This window comes from Ferdinandcohnia sp. QZ13 (genome assembly GCF_031324165.1).
Taxonomy (GTDB): Bacteria; Bacillota; Bacilli; order Bacillales; family Bacillaceae_L; genus Ferdinandcohnia.
Genome location: NZ_JAVIVW010000015.1, coordinates 1,355,420 through 1,382,071, shown reverse-complemented (window position 1 = coordinate 1,382,071; position 26,652 = coordinate 1,355,420). Strand labels below are relative to the sequence as shown.

The window sequence follows — 26,652 nt, the reverse complement described above, 5'->3', positions numbered from 1 at the left end:
CTCTGAAGGCAAAAAACGCCTTCTGTCAGTGCTTGTCTGGGCTGAGCAGGGCGCTTGTGCATTTGTTATAAGGGAGAGATTCACTTTGATATTAACTCTATTTGATCGGGAAAAGGCTTTTACATTTGTACTGCCAGAGCGTGTGACAGGGCGTTATATTTTAACGTCTGAGGATGCGCACGGAAAAGCGGCGGATATGATGGCGATTGAAGCGGAGGACGGAAAATGGTTTTTGAAGTCCAACAAATCCGCGTTTCTGATGAATGACAAGCAGGAGATCCTTGTCAAACAAGAAATTGAGCCATTTAAAACGTACACGATTTCCCGCAATAATGACACTTCTGCGCTTTTATATGTAGAGCCACCGACAAGTGATCGAAATGAGTATACAAAGCACGAGGTGACGGGAAGCAGCATTCGCATTGGTCGTGGCAATGACAGCCACATCCGATTTTCAAATAAGCTCGTATCCAGCTCCCACTGTGTGATCCAATACGATGCACAGGGTCATGCTATTATCCGTGATAACAACAGCTCGAACGGAACGTATGTCAACGGAGAACGTGTAAAGGAAAAAGTGCTATCAACCGGTGATGTCATTTACATCATGGGGCTAAAAATTATCTACAATGGCAAATTACTTTCATTAAATAACCCACATCAATTGGTATTTTTAGACCGCAATGCCTTTCGTCCGTTTGAGGTGCAAAAGCCGATTATTGAGGACGAGGAACCGCTTGACGATTTCGAAACCGAAGAAATAAATGACGACTTGTTTTATCGTTCACCACGGTTTAAGCGGGACATTAAGAGGACGGAAATCAGAATCGACCCGCCGCCACAACAGCGAAACATTGATGAAACGCCGTTAATGTTCATGCTCGGACCTTCGATCACAATGGGGATGGCGTCGCTCTTTATTGGGCTTTTCACGCTAAACAATGTGATGGCACGAGGCGGGGACCTCATGATGGCGATGCCGACATTGATGATGTCGTTCAGTATGCTGATTGGAACGGTACTTTGGCCGATTTTAACGAAGCGTCATGAAAATAAGATGCGTATCAAGCATGAAGCAAAGCGCCAGGAAAAGTACTCAAAATACATTGAGGACATGGCACAGGTCATTGAAGAGGAATGTGTCCGTCAAAGTGAAATACTTCATGAAAACCATGTGGCTCTGCAAAATCTCATCTCTCGGATTACGATGCGAAAAAGAAATCTCTGGGAGCGTGCGATTGGGCAAGACGATTTTCTCAAGGTTCGCCTTGGAATTGGGGATCTCCCGTTAAATGCTGAACTGAAGTACCCTGAGAAAAAATTCACATTAGAGGACGACAATCTCCAGGATGAGCTTTATAAAATGGTAGAAGCGCCGCACATTTTAAAACAGGTACCTGTCACTTTAAGCTTTGTTGAGGAATATGTCAGTGGTGTAATTGGGCGTCGCAGTCGTGTGCAGGATTTTGTGAAGGGACTTATTTTTCAATTAACAGCCTTACATAGCTATGACGAGCTCAAGCTTGTATTCCTTTACGATAAGGATGAGGAAGAGTACTGGAAGTTTACGAAATGGCTCCCGCATGTCTGGGATGAGTCGAAGCAGATTCGATTTATTGCAACAGATGCGACCGAGGTGAAGGAGCTGTCTGCTTATTTTGAAAAAGAAATCACAAATCGCGCAGCAATGGATGAGGAGCAATTAAAGGATCTTGACCAGCATTATTTGATTTTCTCGATGAGCAAGTCGCTTGCGTCAAGGGCTGAGATGTTCAACCTCCTTTTAGAGGAGAAAAAGAACATCGGGATTAGCCTCGTTACTCTGTACGATGAGCTCAAAAATTTACCGAAGGAATGTACGATGGTTGTTGAGCTTGCAGACGACATGTCCAAGATTTACGACAAGGACGATATTTCCGGGTCATATACTGCGTTTGATGCTGAGTTTTACGAGCGTGATGATGCCGAGGAGGTTGCGATTCGCTTAGCAAATATCCAGCTTGCATCCTCTGTTGAAGCATACACACTACCAGATATGGTCACCTTCCTTGAAATGTTCGGGGTCAGTAAAATTGAGCATTTGAACGCACTGACTCGCTGGAAGGAAAACAACCCAGTGCTCTCAATTGAAACACCGATTGGGGTAGACACGATGGGTGAGCTGTTCAAGTTAGACCTTCATGAAAAATACCATGGTCCACACGGGCTGATTGCTGGTATGACAGGGTCTGGTAAATCTGAGTTCATCATGACGTTTATTTTGTCACTTGCGGTAAACTATCACCCGGATGAGGTTGCGTTTATATTAATCGACTACAAGGGTGGCGGAATGGCGAATGCCTTTTTAAATCTACCGCATCTCGCTGGAACGATTACGAACCTTGATGGGGCAGCGGTGAAACGCTCATTGATTTCGATTCAAAGTGAGCTAAAGCGTCGTCAGTCGATTTTTAGTGAGACGAGTCGACGGATGAATGTGAGTAATATTGATATTTATAAATACCAAAAGCTGTATCGTGAGGGGCAAGTTTCAGAGCCACTCCAGCATTTGTTTATGATTTCAGACGAGTTCGCCGAGCTTAAAACGCAACAGCCAGAGTTCATGGAGCAGCTGGTGAGTGCGGCTCGTATCGGACGAAGCTTAGGTGTCCATCTGATTTTAGCTACACAGAAGCCGTCCGGTGTGGTGGACGACCAAATTTGGAGTAACTCGAAATTTAGAATCAGTCTGAAGGTACAGGAAAAAGCAGATAGTATGGAGGTCATCAAGCGACCAGATGCTGCCGAGCTTTCACAAACCGGCCGTTTTTACCTGCAGGTTGGCTATAACGAATTGTTTGAGCTTGGTCAATCCGCATGGGCAGGGGCACCGTATTATCCAGCTGAAAAAGTGGAAAAACACGTGGATGAAAGCATAAGCGTCATTGACCACTTAGGCCGCGTCATCAAGAGTGCGAAGATCGATCGTAGAACGATGGTGAAGAATCCACCAAAACAAATTGATGAAGTAACCAAGTACTTAGAGAGTCTAGCAAAACAGGAAAATATCTCGGTCAAGCAGCTATGGCTGGATCCAATACCTGCGAAGATTTATTTAGATCAATTAGTAGAAAAATATCCTGAAGCAATAACGAATCGCTTTGAATTGAACCCTGTGATTGGGGAGTATGACGATCCGGCGAACCAGCGCCAAAATGTGATGAGACTACCAATTACGCAGGATGGCAATACTATCATCTATGGGGTAGCGGGAAGCGGAAAGACTACCTTTGTTGCGTCCATCATGTACTCTCTCATGGAATCTCATACGCCTGATGAGTTAAACGCATATTTACTAGACTTTAGCTCGGAGACGTTAAGTTGGTTCCGCGAAGCGCCACATGTTGGGGATGTTCTTTTATCCCATGATAGTGAGAAGATTGATAATCTCTTTAAAATGATGAATAGCGAGATTGAGAGACGGAAAAAGCAGTTGTCTAATTACGGCGGTGACTTGCAGACATATAACCGTTTATCAAATGATGGCCTGCCATCGATTGTGATTGTGATTCACAACTACGCAGCGTTTTCTGAAATGTATGAGGCGTACGAAGAAACGATTTCGTACCTCACTCGTGAAGGGACAAAGTACGGGATTTATTTTATCGTCACAGCCGCCCATACGGGTGCAATTCGCTACCGCTTGATGCAAAACTTCAAGCAACTGTATGTACTCCAGCTTAATGATACATCTGAATATTCAGCGGTTCTCGGAAATGTTGATGGCGTCTTCCCATCGAAGCACAAGGGTCGAGGCATTTTCAAGGCTGATGGTGTGTATGAGTTCCAGGTTGCCCTGATTACTGAGGGTGTCGAGGACATGTACCAATACATCACCGATTACTGCCATCGTTTGCGCGACAGTTGGGGCAAGAGTGCTGCGAAGCGGATTCCAGTCTTACCGGAAAAAGTCGATATCGAGTATCTGCATGATGAAATTCGTTACAACAAGTCTCATAAACTACCTGTTGGGGTGGAAAAAGATTCACTTGCCGTTACCTATTTCGATTTCGGTCAAAACTGTGTGAATCTTGTGTTGGCTAGCAGTAGTGAGGCATGCACAGGCGTGATGCTGGGAATTTCTGAAATCATTCATGCCAATGAGAAAAATGAAGTCGTGGTGCTTGACCCGAATGAGGAGCTCATCCGAGTCGGAGGGAAGCATGTATCAAATGCAGCCGACCTTGAAGAGACCATCGTTTACCTGTTTAACACATTGGTGTTCCGCAACAACACAACGAAGGATGCGATTGAAGAAGGCACAACACCACCAGAATTCGAACCGATTTACTGTATCATCCATTCATTCAACGACATGATGATGCTGTTATCAGAGGATGCTCAGGATAAGCTGAAGGTATTTTTAGAACGAATTGATGGCCTCAATGTATTTATGGTCATCTCCGACCGCGCTGATTCCTTGAACTCATTCGCATTTGAGCCTTGGTTTAAAAAGCAGGTTTCGTTAAGTGATGGAATTTGGGTTGGAAACGGCATTACCGATCAGTATTTAATGAAAGTATCAAAAGTCACAAACAGCATGTATCAAGAAATTCCAGAGGACTTCGGATATGTGCTAACAAAAGGAAAACCAAAGTTAGTCAAACTTTTGACGGGTTCGGCAGTTCGTGAAGAGGAGGCGGTTTACCATGGATAAAGTGCTGGTCGAGGTGTTTATTCCAGCCTCTGGCGAATCCTATGACGTCTTCATCCCGGCCCAAAGCAAGCTCTATGAAGTCACATTTTTACTCGCAAACACCATGACAGAGCTCTCGGGTGGCTACTTCGTTGCTACTGACACAACAGTCGTCTGTGACCGCGAAACCGGCACGATCTTTGACATCAACCAAACCGTGGAAGAATTAGGATTTTTAAATGGAAAGAAATTGATGCTGGTGTAGGTAGTACAAAGCATAATTCCTATGGTTTAGTAAATTTTTGAAGCTGTTTAAATTTCTTGTCACTAACCAATACATGCTGTCGTTTCCCGGGAAATGCTGTCGGTGATAGAGAATAATGTCAGATAGATCTCAGTTATTAAACATAAATTTAAAAGGAACAAATCTCATTTCCGGATGTTAAGTTTCTATCGATCTTATATTTCTCTGTTTAAGGGATTGGCTTAGGGCTGGGACCGGATCGATTAGGCAAGAGTGGAAATTCCGGTAATGTCCGATATCCGGAAAAAGGGGGGCAGGGAACACATCCCAAAAGCGTCCCGCCAAACCATATCGCAACAACCAAGTGGCAATAGACACTTTTTATATCAATCAAAGTCATTTATAAAGTTAGGAAGGTGCCAAATGAGGTTACAAAAGAGGGTAGTCTTATTCCTTCTTCTATTCATTCTCATAATAGGAGGAACAGGGTGTATGAGTTCAAGTAGTGCAAGTACGGAAGAGAAAATCGTTAAGCATTTAGAAGAAAAGTATAAGGAAGAATTTGAACTTGAATCCAAAAAAGAAGGTAGTGAAATCTTCGCCAATATGTACGGAAAGGATCGTTTCATTTTGTACCCAAAAGGGGATAACCAAACCGTGTTTATAGGTCGAGAAAAGACGGATGAAGACGATGTATATTGGGATAACTATATAGCTGCTAATTGGGGTAAAGAGCTAAAGCAGGATTTAGCTGAAGACATTGAAAAACACCTCCCTGCAGATAGCGAATATAAGGTTTCAGTAGAACCTTATTCAGCAAACTTTGAGGACGCTTCTTTGAAGGATATGAGTATCCAAGACTTTTTAAAAAATGATCCAGATGCCAAAGTGTCATTGACTGTAGGCATAAAGACAGAAGGCGAACCCGATGTTAATCAATATAGTGAAGGGATTTATCAGCTTTATGAACTTCTAAAAGGCTTAGGAACTTCACAGTATGTGGTGTCAGTTGGTTTTGTAGATAAGTCAGAGGATATTTCAGATTATATTAGGACCTCCTATGTGAACAATACTCCATGGACTAATCTAGATATGAAAGTATACGGAGGAATCAATGTTCATCACCGCTTAGATACTGTCAATCCACAAGTTGTGGAAGAGAGTTATCAGGCATTTGGGGAGTGATTGAATGTCTCTTACAAATTTAACCGAGGAAGAGAAAAATATCTTACTTCAACTATCTTATATTGATTTACCGACAGATATATGGGTGAGCGATCAAGCCCCCATAACAATCGGGGACTTTCTTTCAGAGGTAGACCTGGAGCAAAGAGAGGTTCAAAAAGAACGGTTTACGAATATTGATACATTTTTAAAAAATAACCCTGATTCACCTTTGCACAATATTGAGTTAGTCCAATATCAGAACCATAATCCAACAAACTACAATAATTCTGATGTGAATTCGAAAACGAAATCTGAATCAGGCTTTGTAGGGTATGGATTTAAAGATAGTGAAGGAAATGCAACAGCGGTATTTCGCGGAAGTGAAGATATGAAAGACCCTGTCCACTTCGATACGGATTGGAAATCAAATATTAAAGCGGGTATTGGATATGAAATACAACAACAGCGTGAGGCAGATGCATTTTATCAAAAACTCACTACCGGTTTAGATGGGCAAGTCTTATTGCTGGGACACTCCAAAGGTGGGAACTTAGCTACATATGTGTATGTCAATAATCTCGGTGACAAAGTCGTTGCTTATGTGTTAAACGGTGCACCTATTTATTGGAACAATTTAACGGATGAACAGAAAAAAGCGTTGAGGGGGGATCGATATACCTTCGTTGTATATGAGGGTGATGTAGTATCGCAGACGGGAGTTGCCCCCTACGTTGATAAAATTGTAGAAATTAAAAAGGATCCATCCGAATACATGCTTGGTGAGGATAAAGATTTCTTTTATCCACACTATGAAACCAGTGCTGAATTTGATGAGAATGGCAATTATAAAAATTTCCGAGAGGGAACCTCACTCCCAAGGGCCACTTCCAACGTAATCATGCTGAAGCTAACTGAGTTGGTCGATAAATTCAAGCTCGCCTATCATATTGGTAAGGCAATGGCGGAAGCAACAATGAAAGTGATCCATTCAATCCAAAAAGGAATTGAAAAGGCCGCAAACTATATCAAAGAACAAATTATTACTTATGTAAAAAAGACAATCAAAGCCGGAATGGACTTGATAAAAGCGGTTGGCGACTACTTTGATAATTTAGTAAAAGATGTAACTTCGTTTGTGATCAATATCATAAAAAAACTAGGAGGCTACTTCCCGGTTGAACCCTATTTAAGAGTTAACCTCGACAGGCTTTACTACTATGCGCAAAGGCTTGAAAGGATTAAACGACGCGTAAGTGCACTAAATGACCAAATTGACTCCCTCTATTGGGAGGTTGACCTTTTAGATATGCGTCATGTGCTGAGTGCGGACATTTTAACATCGTTCACCTACAGGCTTAACCAAAACATTAATTACCTGAATACCGCAGCACGATTGCTCGAGTCGAGCGAAACCAAGCTAGTCGGGAAGGCAAGGATTATTCGATAGGAGAAATGTAAAGGAGGTACCTCAATGAAGCCTCATGTGCGACGGAAGATTAATAGTATTATTTCTGAAATCAATGCGATCTCTCGTGAACTCGATGAAATCTCGAATGGTCTAAATCGAGAATTCAAGGGGATAGGCTCAACCAAAAGTGCGTCCAGCCTTCAGAGTGCAGCTGACAAATACCGAAGGGTCGGCTATAACCTGAGAAGGATTTAAGTTTTGAAGCTTCCAGACTAAGAAACTAGAAAAAATAAAAAAACGAATCGAAAGCAGGTTAGCGGTCTATCAAAGGGCTGATTTAAACAGAATGGTATACCGCAAACCCAGTTATCGGTATATCGTGGGTTTAGAATCTCAGGCGTGGTATACCGCAAACCCAGTAATCGGTATATCAGATGTCCGGAATCGCAGGTGCGATATACCGCAACCAGTCCCAGCGGAATACCACCAAGCAAGAAACGCAAAACCGGTATACCGCTAGACCCAAGCACGGACCCAAAACCCGTGCACCAACACGAATCCAAAGTTCTCTCGGTCCCAGCCGAGTTAACTCATACATATTCCAATTTAAAGGAGGTGAAAACACAATGGCACGTTCAATTACAGTTGATCCAGCGAAACTAGAGACTTCAGCTACTCGCATTGACCAACAATCTGCTGACTATGAGAGACTTTACAAGGCTCTTTATACAGAGGTTGAAGGCATGGGTGCAGCATGGCAAGGTACTGATAATATGGCATATGTTTCTCAAATCAAGGGCTTCATGGATGACTTCCAAAAAATGACGAACTTGATGAGACAATACTCTGAATTCTTAAAGCTTAGCGCAAAAACATACCGTGAAACACAAAACGAGGTAGTAAACCAAGCACGTCGCTTAACAAACTAATCTCGATACCTACTAATCTATTAACAAAGGAGGTGCCACCATGGCAATTGATGGAATCAAGATTTCCCTTGGCGAGGTAAGTAAAACCGCTGGCCAAATCCGTAACCTAAACCAACAGCTTTCGACTGCATTAGAAGATATCAAGAAGGAAATGAACGGCTTAGCCGCTACATGGAACTCTGATGCTTCTAATACAATTCGCGGAAACTTCAATGCATTGGCTCCACGCTTCGAGGAGTATCGCCAAGTCATTGATAGCTACGCAAAATTCCTAGACAACACAGTTACAAACTATAACGCAGCTGAAACAGCAATTAACAATAACGCTAGCGCATTTAAATAATCCATGAGGAGGGCAATTGGCCTCGCCGGTTGTCCTCCTCATCTTTAAAGTATGGGAGTGCAAGAAATGATCAAACATGTTGATTTACATATTGAAAACTACGGTGTTTCGAAATTCATCTTTTACAAGGTGCCATCTGAGCTCCGTGTTGATTTTACAGAAGCTGATAAGCTAAAAAACAATAAGGTTCCAGGGCTTTTGCCGTGTGTTGTGATTAACAAGGGCGATGAGGCGTACTTTCGCTATGACTTGGTGTCTGAAGTAACGCTTGCACAAAGCTCAACGGACCAACTCACCAAGGAACAGCTCTACTCATTTTTTACCAACATTATCGAATCATTGATCGAGGCCGAGCGACTTGGGTTGAATGTGAACAACTTTGTTTTTGATGAGAACTACATCTTCATTGATAATTTTTCAAACAGATTAATTCTACTGTACATGCCAATTAAAAATAATATTTTTGAAAAGGTATCAATCCGGGAATTCTTCACCAGCTTCTTACACTCCCACTCCTATGATGAAAATGATGACCTCACTTTTTTTGTACGATTACATAATTATTTTGCGACATCAGAGGAAATCAATCTATATGCGCTACAACAAAAGCTGCATGAGCTGTTGGTGAACAAGCCGGCTTCACCTCAAAGTTTTAAGAAACTGCCGATCCAGGATGAGGAACCTAGGACTCCAAATTACTATAGCCCTGGTAGTGAAAGTAAGGCGTCTGAAGAAAATGGCGTCCTCACTTCCGAATACAGTAGTAAAAGGTCTGATAAAAAGAAAAGTCAAAAGCTTGAGATTGAGGAAGAGGTTCAGTACAAGCGAATCACTCGTACCGAGCTTGGTGAAGGAAATTCCGTATTAGCCGGTGGAACCTCCATTAATATTAAGCCGAATGTCGGTAGCCCGATTTCTTTTGACACAGATGAGCCAGAGGAGGAAGAGGGTACAACCGTCCTCACTGCCTACAAGGAACCGGAAGAGGAAGAAGGAACAACGGCACTTGGTGTTGGCACAAGCTTCCACCAGCAGAGCCCATACCTACTTACAGCCACTCAAGAAAAAATCATGGTGTCGAGGAAAGTGTTTAAAATCGGACGTGACCCACAACAAACTGATTACACATCAAAAAATAAAGTGGTTGGGCGCGTGCACGCGGAGTTGATTACCGAAAACGGAGAATACTTTATCGTTGACAAGGAATCGCGAAACGGAAGTTATGTAAATGGCGTTAAGCTTGTACCGAAGAACAAAGTGAAAATCAAGCATGAGGATAAAATCAAGCTAGCAAACGAGGAATTTGAATTTAGGCTCTTTTAAAGATTGAGGTGAAAAAAGTGGCGTTCATACATGCATACCACACTGATGTTGGAATTAAGAAAAAGACAAACCAAGATGCCTTGCTCGTGAAGACGGCAAAAACTCCGAATGGGTATGTCGGGATGTTCGTTGTTTGCGACGGAATGGGCGGGCTCGCTCATGGAGAACTCGCGAGTGCAACAGTCGTTCGTGGTCTATCCGATTGGTTTGAGCAAGAGCTACCAGACCTGCTGCATTCAAGCCAACAAGATGAGGACATCCACGAAGCACTCAAAGCCTGCATTACGGAACAAAATCAAAAAATACTAGAGTACGGGGATGAAACAAATACCCAAGTTGGAACAACAGTGACTGCGCTACTCATTATTCATTCCCGTTACTATATTGTACATATTGGAGACAGCCGAGCCTATCAAATTCAGGAACAGGTGACAAGGCTGACAAATGACCAAACCTTAGTAGCACGTGAGGTGGAGAGAGGAAACATTACACCCGAACAAGCCTTGAAAGACCCGAGACGAAATGTACTTTTACAATGTGTGGGTGCAACGAAGGAGCTTGAGGTCGTCATCTTGACCGGTGAGACCGAGCCAGGAACCGTGTTCTTGCTTTGTACAGATGGTTTTTACCATAAGATTTCAGATGCGGAGCTACTCGAAGAACTCCGACCGAATCCGTTTTTAAACGAAAAGCAGTTAAAATACAAGGCCATTAAACTAGTTGATGCCGTAAAAGAACGAAAAGAGGTAGACAATATCTCTATCGTACTCGCGCATGTCGTGTGAAGGACTAGATTAAGGCTTAAAGATTTGACTTCGAATGTAGTATTCGGTGTCTAGCTCAAGTAGCTCTGTGGTGGTAACACAAGGCACTTAGGGCTTTTCAATTTTGGAGGAATTACGTTGATTAAAATCGGAAGTTTTATAGATGATAGATACGAAATATTGAAGGAAATAGGGCGCGGTGGGATGAGTATTGTCTATTTGGCGATGGACAACCGGCTTAACAAGTCTCTCGTCGTCAAGGATATCCGCAAACGCGACAATAGTAATAACGAGCTTCTCATTAATAGCTTAGTTGTTGAGGCGAATATGCTTAAAAAACTCGATCACGGGGCGCTTCCGAAGATTTACGACATCATCGAATCGGAGGGCGACATTTATGTCGTGATGGACTATGTCGAAGGTGAGTCGCTCAAGCAAAAGCTGAAGCGGGAAAAAGTGATATCCGCAAAGCTCGTAATTAATTGGGCGAAGCAGCTTGCTGAGGTGCTTCACTATTTACATACGAGAAAGCCTCATCCGATTATTTACCGCGATATGAAGCCGGATAACATCATGCTTACACCGGAAGGAAAGATCAAGCTAATTGACTTCGGGATTGCGCGGGAATTTAAGGATGAAAGCCTGACAGATACGACAAATCTCGGGACGAAAACCTATGCCGCACCCGAACAACTTTCTGGAAAACGCACCGATGCCCGAACCGATATTTATAGCTTAGGATTAACGCTTTACCAGCTTATCACCGGTAAAAGTCTTGCAGATCCGCCGTATGAGGTACGACCAATCCGTCAATGGGATCCAACTTTACCGGAAGGGCTCGAGCATATCATTTTAAAATGCACTCAAGCTGAACCAGAGAATCGTTACCAAACATGTGAAGAGCTTCTTTATGATCTCGAAAACATCAACAAGCTTACTGCAGGCTACCGGAAAAAAATGATGAAGCGACTCTATCTCTTTTTAATTCCAGCAGTCTTGTGTCTTGGTTTTTCAACGACATCTGTATTGGGCTATCAAGGTATGAAAAATGTACAATTCCAAGATTACATGGGGCTTGTCAATGAATCTAGCATTGCGTTAATTGAGGGTAATGATACCGAAGCAATTAAGTTGCTAGAAAAAGCAATCAAGGTTGACAAGGGACGTGCATCTGCTTATACCAACCTGCTCGACGTGTATATCAATCGAAATGAAGTCGACACTGGTCTTTCAAAGATCGAGTCCTATGTGAATGACGAATACGGGAATATTCATAAAAACAGTGAAGTTCTTTTTAAACTAGGGATGACGTATTTTGACCGGAAACGCGATTACCCTGTCGCTCTGAAATATTTTAAGCAGGTGAATGAAAAAGAGATTCCGGACGCGTCTTATTATATTACACTTGCGACGACATTAGGCGGGATGAATATCGATTACGACCAGTTCTCTACGAATCTCCTAGAGTTTGAGTCATATAACGACAACCTCCCGAACAACGCCAAAAAGGTAGATAACTATAACTCACTTGCGAATATTTACATTTCGTATAAGGGACAAATCGCGGATGCCAATACAAAGGCGATTACAGTCGTACAAAAAGCGCAGAGAGTTCTCGAATTAGCGCCAGACGAGCAACTGCAGCTAAAATACGAAATTGAATTTGAGCAAAAGCTTGCCCAGGCTTTTTATAGTCGAGGTGTAAATATAGGTTTAGGGGATCAGGTTGCTGCTCGTGACGATTTCGAGCAGGCGGTTGAGCACTACAACACATTGCTCGAACTGAATGTGCCGAACAAAGAAGAGGTTATGGTCAATATCGGCGTCATTTATCAGGAGATGGGAGAACATTCCCAAGCAGTCGAGCAATTTGAAGGAATCATTAAAGAGTATCCGAAAAGCCTGAACGCGTATGTAAAACTTGGCAATCTGTTGCTTGACATTGAGCAAGTCAAACAGGAAGAACAGCGAAATTACAGCAAGGCGAAAGAAGTCTTTGATAAGGCAGGCGCACTTGAAGGTGCTAAAGACAACGAAGCCTATAAAAAGCTTGCAAGACGCATGGCGAATTTAAATATCAGTTAGGGAGGGGGGCTCTCGTTTGGAATATCAAATCATGTTCTATGGGGGATTAGCGGGTGCGTTAGTTACGCTCATTATTTCCATTATCGTCTATATGAAACTACAAATCTCTCAAGTTTTGGCGGACATTACAGGAAATCGATTTAAGAAGAAGAAGAAAAACGACCGCATCTCCCTTGAAGCTCAGGAAACGAAGAAAACAACAAGTGAAATCAAGCTTCGAAAAAAGGAGGTTCCAGTTGCGGCATCGATAGAAGACACAGCCCTCATGAGCCAGGAGCTCGAGCCAACCTCCTTGCTTGAAGATACAACAGTCGCACCCACTGCGTTGCTGGCAGAAAGCAATTCAGCAGAGGAGACGTCGCTATTGGAGGAAACCTCGCTTTTATCAGAGGAAACGGCACTTTTACATGATGACGATGAGACAACATTGCTTGTGGATGACGAGGAAACATCGATTCTCCTTGAAGGCGATGGTGAAACAGCCATCCTCATAGAACCAGAGGAAGAATCTGATTTTGCAATTGAAGTGGATGTAATGATTATTCATACAAATAAAGTGATTGAACAAAGGAGCGTAGTAAAGTGATAGCAATGATCTCAAAAAGCTACCGAAAAAACAAATCGGTTTTCTGGATCCCGATCGCGATTGTGTTGGTGCTGTCGGCGGTTTTGTTTAGCAGCAAAGCATTTTCATCACCTGAGACCATAATGAAGATTACCTTTAACGGTGATACTTGGGAAACAAATAAGACAGCTTTTAACAAGGAATGGATCACAACTGCACCTGGAAACAAGATAACATTTGAAGTAGATTTAAGCGAAAATGTTCAAGAAGGTACAAATACTTCAGACGTGCCTTTCGAGATATCGATTAGGAATGGTTCGGAAATAAAAGAAGTTGCATTTAATATTGATGAATTACCTGGAGCAGTGGGAACTGGTCTATATTCAGTAACGATTCCTGTAAATGATGCAACACCTGACGGAGAATTAAAACTTACAATAAAAACTATCGATGGAAATTCTTGGGGTTTGCCGTATTATGAGAGGGATTTTTCGATTAAAAAAGATACTACAGCCCCTATTGTAGAAATAACCAACCTTGACGGTTCTGAGTATGTAGATGACCGGGTACATTCGAGTGGCTTAGGTTTAAAGGTAAATGTGACTGAGAAAAATTTAAATTTGGACGACGTTGAAATCTTAATATCGAGAAATGATAATGATTATAAAAAAATTTCACCAAATGTAAGTTATAACGGAGATGTAACGTCTTTTCACTATTCCTTTATTGATGAAGGGGATTACAATTTAACCGTAACCACAGTAGATAAAACCGGGAATAAAGATGCAGCATCCAGTGCACACGCTACTTTTTCTATCAAAAAAAGAATACCAACATTATCGGTTTTTAATAAGGAGGCTGACAAAGCTACAGAAGTAGCAAATAACGGTTTCACTAATGCACAAGAATTAGAGTTAAAGGTTGATAGTAATATATCTATTAAGACAGTAACCTTAACAGCAAATAGGGACGGTAAGCCATATAATCTAGACGACGAAAGTTTCAAGTTTAGTATATTAAAAAGAACTGCAACCCTAACACATCAATTTCCTATAGGAAAATATGATATTGATGTTGTGGTAACAGATTCGCGTTCTAACGGAGAAACGTATAAATTACCAAGACTTTTTTTCACAGTTGACCATGTGGCTCCTACTCTTTCAATAAGCTCGGATGAAACCGAAATAACTAAGCCCAAAAATGTAATAATAACTGCGGAGGATACAAATCTGGATTTGTCACAGACTATCCTTACAGTAAAAAGAAATGGTGAAACATATGAAGTTGAAAATTTAGAATTGGATTCTTCAGGTAAAAAAGCTACAAATGTTTACAAATTTGAAGATGAAGGTTCATATGTTGTTAAACTTGAATCTATTGATAAGGCAGGAAATAAAGCGGAATCTGAAGAATTCTCATTTACTGTAGATATGGATGCACCGAGATTTACAGTTGAGGGTGTCGAGGATAAAAAATATTATAGTGTAGATCAACAAAAAGTAAAAATTAAAGTTGAAGACTTACATTTAGATTTAGCGCAAACTTCTGCTGAGGTTAAAAAGGATGGATCAAGTTTTACAATTCCGTTTACATTGATTGAAGGTAGTACAACTGTTGCTGAGGCTACCCATACATTTACCGAGAATGGTGAATACACTATTACGTTAAATTCTAAAGATAGCCTTGAAAATACAACAGAAACTCAATTAATTACATTTACAATCGACAATAAACCTCCGGAAATTAATGTTTCATTTGAAAATGCTGAAGAGGGACAAAGAGATTTTAATAAAATACAAAAAGTAATTGTTAGTATTACAGATAGTAATTTTGATTTAAATAACTCCACTTATACTGTAACGAAGGACAACAAAGATCCAGAAACAAAAAACGACTTTAAAGTAGAAGGTAATAAGGCTACGAAAGAGTTAACATTTGCTGAAGATGGAGTTTACAAGCTAAAAGTTAACTCGATTGACTTAGCGAAAAATACAGCAGAAAAGGTTGAGGTAACATTTACGATTGACCAGGTTGGTCCAAAAATTAATATAAATGGTGCAGAAAACAATAAGCACTACAATAAAGAAGAAATGGAAGGCAAATTCAAAGACGGAATTAAAATTAATGCTTCAGTTGAAGATTATACATTAGATGAATCATCACTTAGATTAACAGTTACTCGTGACGGTCAAACTATTATCGACGTTAAGGGTCCAGAAGGCTGGAAGAACTTATATGAGTGGTGGTGGATTAAAGGTAAAAAGCAAGAGCTAACCTTTCAAGAGGATGGAGAATACAAAGTAACTGTATATGCTGCTGATGGCCATAAAGCTAATACAAGTGAAACGTTAACATTTACAATTGATAGAGTAGCACCTGTGGTGACTGTCTCTGGCGATGAAGATGGAATTAAAAATAATGCTTTCGTCAAAAGAGGCGAAGAATTAACAATCACTGTAGATGAAAAGCACTACGAAAATAATAAAGTTAAAATCGAAGTTACAAAAGACGGTAAACCTTATAACGTTGGTACTTGGAAGAATAACGGTAAAATATCCAAACTAAAATATACCTTTAATGAAGATGGAACATACCATGTATCAGTTAGTGCAGTTGATTATGCCGGTAATGTTGGTAACACTGAAACGTTGAGCTTCACGGTTGATGAAACACCACCAGTTATCAAAATTAATGTTAGTAAAGACTTTAAAGAATTTAATGCAAAAGAACAATGGGTAGAAATTCAAGTTGATGAAAAAAACTATTTAAATAGTGACGTAACGATAAACGTAACAAAAAACGGGAAACCATTTGATGTTGGAACATGGGATGAGCATGGAACTACATCCAAACTTAGTCATCTTTTTGATGAAGACGGAGACTATGTAATAGCTGTAACAGCTAAGGATGCAGCGAAAAATGAGGCAGTCCCAATTTCAAAACATTTCACAATTGATAAAGCCTCTCCTGCTCTTAAAATCACAGGCGTCGAGCATATGACGAATTACAATGTGAATAAACAAGTTTCATTTGAAGTAAATGATGCAAACATCGACCAAACTTCAATACGAGTGACAAAGAACGGCAAGGCTTATAATGTTGGTACACCAGCACAGTCTAGAACAAAAGCAAGTTTAACTCATACTTTCAAAGAAGAAGGCAGCTATGTCCTATACTTCAATGCAACTGATAAATCAGGCAACAAAACAACACATGACGAAATTGCGTTCATTATTGACAAAACCAATCCGGTTGTGAAAATTGACGGGGTTGATCATCAGTCATTCAACCCAACCGCCAAGCGGGTAACCGTTTCAGTTGATGAATTGAATTTCGGTACTAACTATGTTGTGCTATCTGTAACAAAGGATGGCAAGGTATTTAACATCGGAACATGGCAAAACAACAACAAGCTTTCAAGCCTAGGCTATAATTTTAAGGATGATGGCTTGTACACGGTCGCGATTAGCGCAGAAGATAAAGCTGGTAACGGTCCAATTGCTGCGAACAAGACATTTACAATTGATACAACAAAGCCGACAATCGAAATTACCGGTGTTGAAAATGCAGCACATTATAATGTCGATAAGCCAGTTAGTGTAACCATTCGTGATGTGAACCTTGATGTGAATCGTATTACCGTGACACGAAATGGTCGAGGCTACAATGCGGGTGGATTTGCAGTGGCGAATCAGACAGCACGACTCAGCCATAATTTTAGCCAGGAAGGCGACTATGTCATCAACGTTGAAGCGATTGACAAAGCGGGCAACCAGTTCAGCAACAAGATTGCTTTTACAATCGATAAAACGGCACCGGTCATCACACCGAAGTTTAAAGGTCAAAGCCGTGTGATTAAGGATGGCGAATATATTAATGAAGTATTCACACCTGAATTTGCGCTTGACCAAGCTGACGACACCATTGTTTCCGTAACGATGAATGGTTCAAATGTGACAGGTCGAATTCCAACGGCTTCACTTGAAATGACGTACAAATTCAGTGTTCTTGCACGAGATAAGGCAGGAAACGAATCAACGATTAATATTAGCTTTATCCTTGATACGACTAAGCCAACGCTGAATATTACTGGGGTAATCGATGGATTCTTCAATAAGAATCAAATGCCGACTGTTACTTATTCAGATCGTTATCTAGACACAAGTCGTACCAGAGTCACCTTAAATGGCCGCCCATTTGTAAACGGGTTGCAATTAAGTGATGAGGGTGATTACATTTTAAAAGCAGAGATTTATGACTTAGCAAACAATGTATCATCCCGAACAATCGTATTTACAATTGATAAAACAGCTCCAGTCATCAAGTTTAAGGAAGCTATTTCAGATAAGTATTTCAAGGAAAGCTTGCTTCCAGAGCTATTGATTGAGGATCTCAATGCGTATGATATCATTTCACAAACCTTGAATGGTCAGCCTTATAACTTAGGCGACCCAATTGAGGAAGAAGGGAAGCACGTGCTCTTCTTCGAGGTGAAGGATAAAGCAGGCAATATTCAACAGCTTAGTGTGGAGTTTATTATTGATAAAACACCGCCGAAAGTGAATTTCGAGGGTGTGAAGAAAAACGAAACATATCGTGACCCAGTGACTCTATCCATCAGCCTTGATAATCCAAGTGATACACTTAAGTCTGTGATGATCAATGGAGAGCTCTTCAATGGTGATGTAAAAGAGGTAAACGGTACGAAAGTGGTTACTGTTACACTTTCTGATATCAACAAATATAAGGTTGAAGTGTTGGCCTTTGATGAAGCGGGGAACGAGAATAACGAAGCAGTTGAATTTGAAATCGTTGAAAAAAGCGTACTCGTTAAGTTTTACGAGAATAAAACGTTATTTGCGGGCACAATGGTCGGACTTGTCGGTGCTGCAGCAGCAGGTGCTGTCGCACTTCGTCGCAGTATCATCCGCAGAAAAGATGCGAAGGATATGTAATTTTGAAGCATAAGATTAAAGACTAGCGCCACGTCTTGTGGCAACGTCTTTGTGACTCACATCTTATGGGCATCAGGCATTCGCTGTTTGGCGGATGCCTGTTTTTGAAAAAATAGTTTGGTAGAATCAAAGGAGGTGTAGTTTTGTCCAGAATCACGATTAAACCTAATCAAGTAATGGGAATGAGTCCTCAATTAGGATCCATAGCTTCAAAACTTTCCTCTATTGAGGGAGGCGTGGCTTCTGTCCGAAACGCCATTGATTATCGCATTTTGGCCAGGACTTCAGCACGGTCGCAACTAACTGAAGCAGGTCAATCAATCGATCAATTAGAAACAAAATTAAAGAGGATAGAGTCCTTTTTGAATCTAGCAACAACGCGCTATTCGTCGACAGAACGTTACTTAAACAGTACATTTATGACGTTGGAGGCAGTTCGGAATATGAAGCCGGCGATTCCGGAAACAGGTGGAAAAAAGGCCGAATCGACAAAATCGAAAAAGAATGTCCCATCAGGACTTGTGCATAAAGTACTGTCCTATTTTAAAACGATTAATGACGGGCTAAGTGCCGGGGACATCGCCTTAGTTGGCTCCCAGGTATTGTCTGTGGCAACCTCAACCTTTTTAATGAGGAATTTAAAAATTAACTATGTAGGCGGTAAACCAACTGTAGGGCAAAGATTTCGCGGACAATATAAATTTACGGTAACCGCAAAGCCTTCATGGACGAGCCGAACGGGGTATAGTTCAAAGATTGCAAACTACATTCATAAATTTACTCAGACAACACCTACGAATCCGCTTTTAAAAAGAGTGCATTCTTTTGTTAGTTCCTATAGGGGACCAGCCGCCTTGTTAAAGCATGCAGCAGGTTTTTCAAAAAACGTGAATGCAGCCATGCATGGAACAACTCTAATGGGTCGTTTCCATGAGAGGATTACAATTGGTTCAAAAGAAGTGGCACAGAACTTGGCTAAATCAAAAGGGTTTACGAGTGTTGCCAAAAGAATACCAATATTAAGTACTGTTATCTCCGTAGGGGCAAATGCCACAGAGTTTGTAGACCCGAAGAATGCTAGTTTATCAAACGCTGAAAAATTTGGTCGATTTGGTGCAGGAGTAGGTGCAGACATTGTTGCAATTGCAGGTGGTGCAAAGGTTGGTGCAATGATTGGAAGCGTCGGTGGTCCAGTTGGAGTAGTCGTTGGTGGAGCTGTTGGAGGACTTGTTGGCGGAATTGTCAGTTCTAAGTTTGGTGATCAAATTAAGGATGTTGGTCAGAAAGTAGCTGGATTCGCAGAGGATGTTGGTAAAAAAATTGGAGGAGCAGTTGAGGATTTTGGGAAATCAGTCTTTAAATCAGTTAGTAGTTGGTTTGGCTAATTCAAAATTGAAGGATGAAAATTATGTATAGTACTGAATTAATAATTGAAATAATAACAACCGTTATAGGAGCTTGGTTTACACTTCAGTTTGTCGTCTGCCTAGTTACAATCCTACTAGGAAATGTGATGGTCGAGCACGTAGAAACGGGTGTTTTTAGAAACACCCAAAATCTATTTCTCAAACTTTTTACCTTTATCGTTTTATTCCTACTGGGCCTTGGTCCGTACATTTACAAAAGGCTAGAACGTTTTTCATGGCTTGTACGGAGACTACTTATGCTTGTCATCACACTTGTTATGGGGCTTTTGTTTATGCTCATTTACTACATAATCAAAGTTGCTTTGCATGCGGTGTTTTTGTAGTGTACTAGTAACTAGAAGGAAGTAAAATGATGAACAATGCTAGTGAAATAATCGAAACAGTTATGCTTACTATTACTATGTGGTTCACACTGCAGTTTGTCAGTTATCTAGTAGTTTTCTTGTTAGGGAACGTGATGGTTGAACACTTAGAATAAGGTGTTTTTAAAAACACAAATAACCCAATTCTTAAACTCATTACTTTTATAAAACAACTCTTATTAGGCGTAGGCCCATACATTTATAAAAAGCTAAACCGCTATTCATGGATTGTATGGAGACTCCTTATGCTCTTTATAACGTTTATAATAATCTATTACATTATCAAATTGATTTTGCATGCGATATTTTTGTAGTTGATTATGTGAAAAGTGGTAACCGTACCCTCACAGGTAGGCAGCCAGAACAACGATGGTAAGAATAAACAGTAGTCATACCCTCACAGGCGACCAATCGAAGGAGTGAGGGTTAGAAAAAACGTTAATCGTACCTTCAAAGACAAGCAACCGAAGGAATGAAGGTAAGAAAAAGCAGTATTCGTTCCCTCACAAGACAGAAATCAACGAGGTGAAGGTACGAAAACACAGCTGTTTGCAAAATAAACGCACCACACCAACCAAAACCAAAGGAGGTACCAAAATGAATCATGCGTTAACATGTACAACTGAGGAATTGGCTTTATTGGTTACAGTTTGCGGTTATCCGGCTGTGGCTAAGGGAATTGCAGAAGCATCGTATGGGGAAAAGTCTCCTGCGGAGTGGGATGCCATCATGGAATCAACTATTCACCAGCTGGTGATTAAGTCGCTTTGGGATCCTGATAAAACAGGGGAAGATGAACACCCCTTAAGCGATGAGATGCAAATTTTTATTAAGCAATATGTAGAATCCAAATGGATGATTCGGTGCTCGAACCTCTCTGGACGAAGTGTTTTAATGATCCACCATTTTGAAGATGACATTTGGCTCGCCCATGTCATTGCAGAAGACATCATGCATGAATTCGCCCTATTATCAAATGAGGAAATTCCGACGGTCATAAAGGACTTTTACGCATTTGACAACGCAGGCAAACACCCCGAAGAAATGCACGAATTCTTCCTCACTGACCAAGCTTTTGATTGGTTGAGTGATCAGTCAAAAACAGCGAAGGTCCGAAAAAAGGCAAAATTCACACCACCAGAAGAACAGAGCTTCAATTCCTTCATCGAAGACCTGGAAGAACACGAATGGTCACTTTATAATATTTCACGCTTTGAGATTCCCAACATAGAAGGAGATTTTCTGCTCGCAAATATTGTTTTCTTTTTACCTTCAACACAAGGAATGTGGATCGTGGAATACGTGGAAAATGAGAAAAAGCCAGTCCACATCAAATTAAATACATACGAGGAATGGCACGAAATACTAGACGCTGTTGGAACAGTGGCTGCTTCAGTTGAGGTATAAAATCATATCCCGAAACCAAAGATGACTTTTACAGTCGTCTTTTTTTATTTAGTAGCAAATAGGAACTATCAATGTAACATAACGTGAGTCTTAATTCCTATTCCTTCCAATTTTATTATAATTTTTACCTTAAGTTTACAAGCTATTAACAGAGTACAGATAAGATTTACATGAAGGATAAATATTGCGGGAGGAACGCGAGATGATTTTAGGGAAACGAGTGAGAAACAAGCTGAAAAAAGGATTGATTGTCAGTTTTACACTTACCATTTTACTGTCCAATGTAAGTCTTGCAACAGGATCGAAAATGGTATTTGCAGAGGAAAACCAGTTTATTAATTCAGCACTGGAGACACAGAACCAACAATCTGAGGATCTTGGGGAAGAAGCGTCTCCACAAGAACCAACTAAGACTGAATCGGAAACCAAAGAAGAGCAAACCACCGAGGTAGCAACCCCGGAAGAACCTGAAACCGAAATACATCCAGCAACCGTGGAACAACCTGAACCTCAAGAAGAATCAACAACCGAAGAGGCACCACCAACTCAAGACGACTCAACAACTAAAGAAGAACCACCAACCCAAGAAACCACAACAATTAAAGAGGTAACTCCGCCAGCAACAACTGGTGAAGAAACTCAACCAACTGAAGTTAACACGGATCAGCTTCCACACCTTCTTATTACTGAAATATCACCGAATTCAAAGGGTGCTGGAACCGATTATTACGAGTATTTTGAGCTTTATAACAACACCAATCAACCGCAAACATTAACAAATTACACGTTTACATATCGTTATACCGACACTGGGAAAGACTTGCTATTTCAAATCCCGGCAACAACGATTGAACCGCAAGAAACATTAGTTTTTTGGTTTAATAACGGTAATAAAACGCTAGCTGATTTTAATGCGAATTTTGGAACAGAATTACCCGAGGAGAAAGTCATCCAGTTTACAGATGTATTCCCTGGCTTTGCAAATGGCGGCAATCGTGCCATCGTCATTAAAAATCATCAAGGAACTGAAATCGTTTCTGCTAGCTATCTAGCGGGGGAAACCGATAATACGGGGGCAGTTGTCGAATATAAATTCCCACCTTCAGGAACGGAAATGGTAAAGCACCAAGTGCTAGCGCAGCCAACACCAGGTGAAATCCAGCAAGCACAGGTTCCGGAAACACCGGTGAATCTTCCGGATGTACCTGATGACACAGAAGCACCTGTGATTACACATACACCAGTTACAAGCAGCAAGCCTCTGGCGCCGATTCAACTCGAGGCAAATGTAACGGATAATCTTGCTATTCCAAGTGTGACGCTTTTTTACAAAATCGGTGACAAAAATGAATTCACTGCGCTACCAATGAGTCCAAACAATCAAACTTATACAGCGGAAATCCCGAGTTTCCATGTGTATGATGAAATCACCTATTATCTTGAAGCAAGTGATGGTGTAAACACAGAAAAGACCGCAGAATTCACGATTCAGGTCGTGCAGCCAGAGGTTGATTTTTCAAAAATCCCTCATTTGCTTATAACTGAGCTTGTCCCTGATTCATCGAATGTAGGGTCTGCTGATGGTTATGAATTTATCGAAATCTACAATAACAGCAGTGAAGACATCGATTTTAAAAATTATAAAATGTACTACAGATACGGAACAGACCCTGGTACCGATGTTGTCTGGCCGTCCGTGCCAGAGGATGTTGTAATTCCAGCAGGGGAAACACTTGTCTTTTGGATCATTAATACACAAAACGGTGAGAAGACCGTTGCTGATTTTAATGCCAACTATGGCTCCAATTTGGTTGAAAACAAGAATATTGTTCGTATCTACAGTGACGGTATGGCAAATGGCAGCATGCGTGGACTAGTAATTGGAACGAACACACATAAAGAGATTTCGGTCGCTTATTATAACGATGAGCCGAACGTAGATGACACTTTTCCGAACAAAGGGATCGTCTATCTCTATCCAACTGATAAATCTACACTTTCAAAAAAGGTGGGCATCCTGGATGCGACTCCAGGTCGAGTTGAAGGCTTCCAAGTACCAAGTCAGCCTGTCCAAATCGAAGAAGACACAGTGCCACCAACGATTGACAATCTAACGAAAACGACCGAGGTGAACCAGAAAGATAATATAGACATTGTGGCAAACGTAACAGACGACAAGGAAGTTAAATCTGTTCGTTTGTACTATAAAATTGACCATCAAGATGAATATAGTGAAGCGATTTTACAAGAGAATTACGATGATCTCCTTTATCATCACACCATTTATTCACCTGATTTAATTGGACATGAGTATGTGGATTATTACTTCGTCGTGTCCGATGGAAGAAATGAAGTGAAAAGTGAGGATTATCGCGTAACCATTACGAATGACCTTGACAGTTCAAGCCTCCGTCTCAATCTGGAAGAAGGAGAAATGCTTCGAGGGGAAAAAATCATTAAGGCTACATCTGCGGTAGATTCTCCAGATAAAATGAAGCTATTGATTGATGGCAAAGAAGTAACGGAAGGCATCTATCCGTCCCTTGAACACACAGCATATTTTGCATTTGAGGTAAATGGGTTGAATACGTATTTCCAAAATGCCGTTACAATGGGAGAAGAAGTTTTATATGTGATGGATAAAGATTGGCTCACGCAGTGGAAAACGTTCAGTATCCCAATTGAGCCTGAGCGACTTCCAGTTGGGGACACGACGATAACCGTTCGTTCCGGTAACAAGGCATCCCCATTTGATCTTGAATCCGCGGAAAACCGTGATGACTATGATTTACGAAATGTACGTCTAGTTCTTGCAGATGGAACGGTGATCAAGGATTCGAACTACAGTGATCCATCACGTATTCTAAAAATGAATGATAACAATCCATTCGTAGATTTTACGTTTACAATTACCGAAGAGGAAGCACACTCCTTAACCTATAAATGGGATACGACTTCTGTTAAGGATAAGAAGCACAAGGTTCTTGTCCAGGATGCAGATGAAGAAGTTAGCGCAGAGGTTTTAGTCGATAACACCGCACCTGATGTTAAAACGAACCTGAAAAAGAAAGCATACAAGGGTGCTTTTACGATTGATGTAGATGTGAAGGATAAGCTCTCCGGGGTTGATCAAGTAACGGTTACTTTAGATGGCAAGGAAATTCAAGTTCCGTTTGAAACAGCGTCCTCCAAGCTTGAGGCAGGTAAACATGAGATTAAGGTTGTGGCAACGGACAAAGTAGACAATCAAAAAGAAGAGGTATTTCATTTTGAAGTTGCTGATGAAAATCCATTGAAGCCAGAGCTCGTCTCACCTAAAGAAAATGCGCAGGTTGATGGCGACCCCGTTTTACAGGTAAAGGTGAAGGACCCAACGAAGGATCAGTTAGATGTCACGTTTTATGAGGCGTATCAATACGATGTGAACTCAGGTGTGAAAGGCTTTAAAAATGCAGGTGATTTTGAGCCGCCAAAAGAAATGATACCTCAAGGGGAAGAGTCGTTCACGTCTGAAGATACATCACTTGTTTCAAAAGCAGACGGCAAGTATTTGGTATCTGAATCGGATACTCAATTTCCTTATCATCGATTTGACGTCACAGTAGATGCCTCACTTGATGAAAAGGATCGTGTCGAGCTTTTATGGAAAGGAAATTCCCTTGAGGGTAGAAAGGTTTCGATGTACGCATGGAACCATAATACAGAAAAATGGACATTAATTGATTACAAAGTAGCGGGTAAAGAGGATTTTGAACTCTCCGGTGAAGTTGGTGTGAATGACTTTGTACGAGAGTCCAAAATAAATGTGATTGTTCAGGATGAAATTCCAAGCTCGCCAGATGAATATGACTATACCTTCGTTTGGATGTCAGATACACAATTTTACTCAGAGAGCTATCCGTATATTTATGACCGACAAACTGAGTGGATTGCCGAAATGAAGGAAAAGCTCAAAATTAAATATGTGTTCCATACAGGTGATTTAGTGAATAAATCAAATCAGGATTATCAATGGAAGAACGCGGATAAAGCGATGAAGGTACTTGATGACAATAACATCCCATACGGAGTTCTTGCAGGAAACCATGATGTGGATCAAGTGAGCAATGATTATTCCCAGTTTTATAAGTATTTTGGGGAAGATCGATTTAAGGATAAGCCATATTACGGTGGTTCCTACCTAAATAATCGAGGTCATTTTGACTTAATTTCAGTCGGTGGCAATGATTATATCATGGTGTACCTTGGTTGGGGTATAACGGATGAAGGTATTCAGTGGGTGAATGATGTGCTAGCTGCCCATCCTGATCGCAAGGCCATTTTAAGTTTCCATGAATACTTGCTTGCGACAGGTACTAGACATCCATTAGGTGACAAGCTCTATAACGAAATTGTTGTTCCAAATAAAAATGTGATCATGGTGTTGAGTGGTCATTACCATGAGGCGCAAACGTTAGTCGATGAAATTGATGATAACGGAGACGGTGTTCCTGACCGTACTGTGACACAAATGCTTGCTGATTACCAGGCAGGACCAGAGGGTGGCCAAGGTTACATGAGGCTACTGCATTTCGATCAAGATAATAATCGAATTATAGTTAATACGTATTCCCCTTATCTTGACGATTACAATTACTACAACCCAGATGCGTATCCGGAAAAAGATGAATTTGTGATTGAAATGGATTTAGCACCAGTCACAAAACGAGTCGCAACCGATTATTTTTCAGTAAATGTCTACACAGATCATGTAATCGGCACTGACAAGGCGAAAAGCGGAAAAATCGCAGAGACTGTCTGGAAAGGGTTAGAAAGTGGACGTTCTTACTCATGGTATACGATAGCTGAGGATAAATACACGGGCCAAACCGTTTCAGATATTTGGACATTTCGTAAATAAGCACAACGAAAAAAGAGTCTGAGATGGCTCTTTTTTCACTTTGATATTCATTTTTGTAATAATTATTCATATCTCGTTACAAACTAATTCTGTAGATG

17 protein-coding genes are annotated in these 26,652 nt (G+C 41.0%); all 17 read left to right on the top strand.

What is annotated here, in order from left to right; translation table 11 throughout:
• The first annotated feature begins 85 nt into the window (after positions 1 to 85).
• The gene (gene essC / locus RGU12_RS20865; RefSeq protein WP_309537765.1) at positions 86 to 4,696 is read left to right on the top strand and encodes a type VII secretion protein EssC; all 4,611 of its coding nucleotides are present in this window, start codon (positions 86 to 88) and stop codon (positions 4,694 to 4,696) included.
• Positions 4,689 to 4,940, top strand: a complete 252-nt coding sequence (locus RGU12_RS20860) for a methyltransferase (protein ID WP_116353253.1) — start codon at positions 4,689 to 4,691, stop codon at positions 4,938 to 4,940. Before essC ends, RGU12_RS20860 begins: the two co-directional genes overlap by 8 nt.
• Positions 4,941 to 5,411: 471 nt before the next feature.
• Positions 5,412 to 6,104: a hypothetical protein gene (locus RGU12_RS20855; RefSeq protein ID WP_309537764.1), complete on the top strand. Its 693-nt coding sequence runs from the start codon at positions 5,412 to 5,414 to the stop codon at positions 6,102 to 6,104.
• Between the two features lie 4 nt (positions 6,105 to 6,108).
• On the top strand, positions 6,109 to 7,533 hold the full coding sequence (locus RGU12_RS20850) for an Mbeg1-like protein (RefSeq protein WP_309537763.1): 1,425 nt from the start codon (positions 6,109 to 6,111) through the stop codon (positions 7,531 to 7,533).
• 24 nt (positions 7,534 to 7,557) lie between these two features.
• On the top strand, positions 7,558 to 7,749 hold the full coding sequence (locus RGU12_RS20845; RefSeq protein WP_136379701.1) for a hypothetical protein: 192 nt from the start codon (positions 7,558 to 7,560) through the stop codon (positions 7,747 to 7,749).
• A 371-nt stretch (positions 7,750 to 8,120) separates the two neighbouring features.
• Positions 8,121 to 8,423, top strand: a complete 303-nt coding sequence (locus RGU12_RS20840) for a WXG100 family type VII secretion target (protein WP_116353249.1) — start codon at positions 8,121 to 8,123, stop codon at positions 8,421 to 8,423.
• 40 nt (positions 8,424 to 8,463) lie between these two features.
• Complete coding sequence (locus tag RGU12_RS20835; protein ID WP_309537762.1) at positions 8,464 to 8,766, top strand: pore-forming ESAT-6 family protein; 303 nt, start codon at positions 8,464 to 8,466, stop codon at positions 8,764 to 8,766.
• A gap of 66 nt (positions 8,767 to 8,832) precedes the next feature.
• Positions 8,833 to 10,089, top strand: a complete 1,257-nt coding sequence (locus RGU12_RS20830) for a DUF6382 and FHA domain-containing protein (protein ID WP_309537761.1) — start codon at positions 8,833 to 8,835, stop codon at positions 10,087 to 10,089.
• A gap of 17 nt (positions 10,090 to 10,106) precedes the next feature.
• On the top strand, positions 10,107 to 10,874 hold the full coding sequence (locus RGU12_RS20825; protein WP_309537760.1) for a PP2C family protein-serine/threonine phosphatase: 768 nt from the start codon (positions 10,107 to 10,109) through the stop codon (positions 10,872 to 10,874).
• 117 nt (positions 10,875 to 10,991) lie between these two features.
• The gene (locus tag RGU12_RS20820) at positions 10,992 to 12,938 is read left to right on the top strand and encodes a protein kinase domain-containing protein (protein ID WP_309537759.1); all 1,947 of its coding nucleotides are present in this window, start codon (positions 10,992 to 10,994) and stop codon (positions 12,936 to 12,938) included.
• Between the two features lie 16 nt (positions 12,939 to 12,954).
• Positions 12,955 to 13,524 (top strand): hypothetical protein, encoded by a 570-nt coding sequence (locus RGU12_RS20815; protein WP_309537758.1) that lies wholly within the window; start codon positions 12,955 to 12,957, stop codon positions 13,522 to 13,524.
• A 5-nt stretch (positions 13,525 to 13,529) separates the two neighbouring features.
• The gene (locus tag RGU12_RS20810; RefSeq protein ID WP_309538306.1) at positions 13,530 to 18,458 is read left to right on the top strand and encodes an Ig-like domain-containing protein; all 4,929 of its coding nucleotides are present in this window, start codon (positions 13,530 to 13,532) and stop codon (positions 18,456 to 18,458) included.
• A 143-nt stretch (positions 18,459 to 18,601) separates the two neighbouring features.
• Complete coding sequence (locus RGU12_RS20805) at positions 18,602 to 19,843, top strand: hypothetical protein (protein WP_309537757.1); 1,242 nt, start codon at positions 18,602 to 18,604, stop codon at positions 19,841 to 19,843.
• A 23-nt stretch (positions 19,844 to 19,866) separates the two neighbouring features.
• Positions 19,867 to 20,208: a hypothetical protein gene (locus RGU12_RS20800; protein ID WP_309537756.1), complete on the top strand. Its 342-nt coding sequence runs from the start codon at positions 19,867 to 19,869 to the stop codon at positions 20,206 to 20,208.
• A 29-nt stretch (positions 20,209 to 20,237) separates the two neighbouring features.
• Positions 20,238 to 20,363 carry a hypothetical protein gene (locus RGU12_RS20795; RefSeq protein ID WP_309537755.1) on the top strand — a complete coding sequence of 42 codons (126 nt, stop codon included), beginning with the start codon at positions 20,238 to 20,240 and terminating at the stop codon, positions 20,361 to 20,363.
• A 481-nt stretch (positions 20,364 to 20,844) separates the two neighbouring features.
• The gene (locus RGU12_RS20790) at positions 20,845 to 21,654 is read left to right on the top strand and encodes a YfjC family protein (protein ID WP_309537754.1); all 810 of its coding nucleotides are present in this window, start codon (positions 20,845 to 20,847) and stop codon (positions 21,652 to 21,654) included.
• Between the two features lie 202 nt (positions 21,655 to 21,856).
• On the top strand, positions 21,857 to 26,554 hold the full coding sequence (locus tag RGU12_RS20785) for a lamin tail domain-containing protein (RefSeq protein WP_309537753.1): 4,698 nt from the start codon (positions 21,857 to 21,859) through the stop codon (positions 26,552 to 26,554).
• The last annotated feature ends 98 nt before the right edge of the window (positions 26,555 to 26,652 follow it).

What these genes read in the sequence shown, in the direction of transcription:
- RGU12_RS20860 (WP_116353253.1), top strand. Translation starts at nt 4,689, where the DNA reads ATGGATAAAGTGCTGGTCGAGGTGTTTATTCCAGCCTCTGGCGAATCC.
- RGU12_RS20855 (WP_309537764.1), top strand. Translation starts at nt 5,412, where the DNA reads ATGAGTTCAAGTAGTGCAAGTACGGAAGAGAAAATCGTTAAGCATTTA.
- RGU12_RS20850 (WP_309537763.1), top strand. Translation starts at nt 6,109, where the DNA reads ATGTCTCTTACAAATTTAACCGAGGAAGAGAAAAATATCTTACTTCAA.
- RGU12_RS20845 (WP_136379701.1), top strand. Translation starts at nt 7,558, where the DNA reads ATGAAGCCTCATGTGCGACGGAAGATTAATAGTATTATTTCTGAAATC.
- RGU12_RS20840 (WP_116353249.1), top strand. Translation starts at nt 8,121, where the DNA reads ATGGCACGTTCAATTACAGTTGATCCAGCGAAACTAGAGACTTCAGCT.
- RGU12_RS20835 (WP_309537762.1), top strand. Translation starts at nt 8,464, where the DNA reads ATGGCAATTGATGGAATCAAGATTTCCCTTGGCGAGGTAAGTAAAACC.
- RGU12_RS20830 (WP_309537761.1), top strand. Translation starts at nt 8,833, where the DNA reads ATGATCAAACATGTTGATTTACATATTGAAAACTACGGTGTTTCGAAA.
- RGU12_RS20810 (WP_309538306.1), top strand. Translation starts at nt 13,530, where the DNA reads ATGATCTCAAAAAGCTACCGAAAAAACAAATCGGTTTTCTGGATCCCG.
- RGU12_RS20800 (WP_309537756.1), top strand. Translation starts at nt 19,867, where the DNA reads ATGTATAGTACTGAATTAATAATTGAAATAATAACAACCGTTATAGGA.
- RGU12_RS20795 (WP_309537755.1), top strand. Translation starts at nt 20,238, where the DNA reads ATGAACAATGCTAGTGAAATAATCGAAACAGTTATGCTTACTATTACT.
- RGU12_RS20790 (WP_309537754.1), top strand. Translation starts at nt 20,845, where the DNA reads ATGAATCATGCGTTAACATGTACAACTGAGGAATTGGCTTTATTGGTT.
- RGU12_RS20785 (WP_309537753.1), top strand. Translation starts at nt 21,857, where the DNA reads ATGATTTTAGGGAAACGAGTGAGAAACAAGCTGAAAAAAGGATTGATT.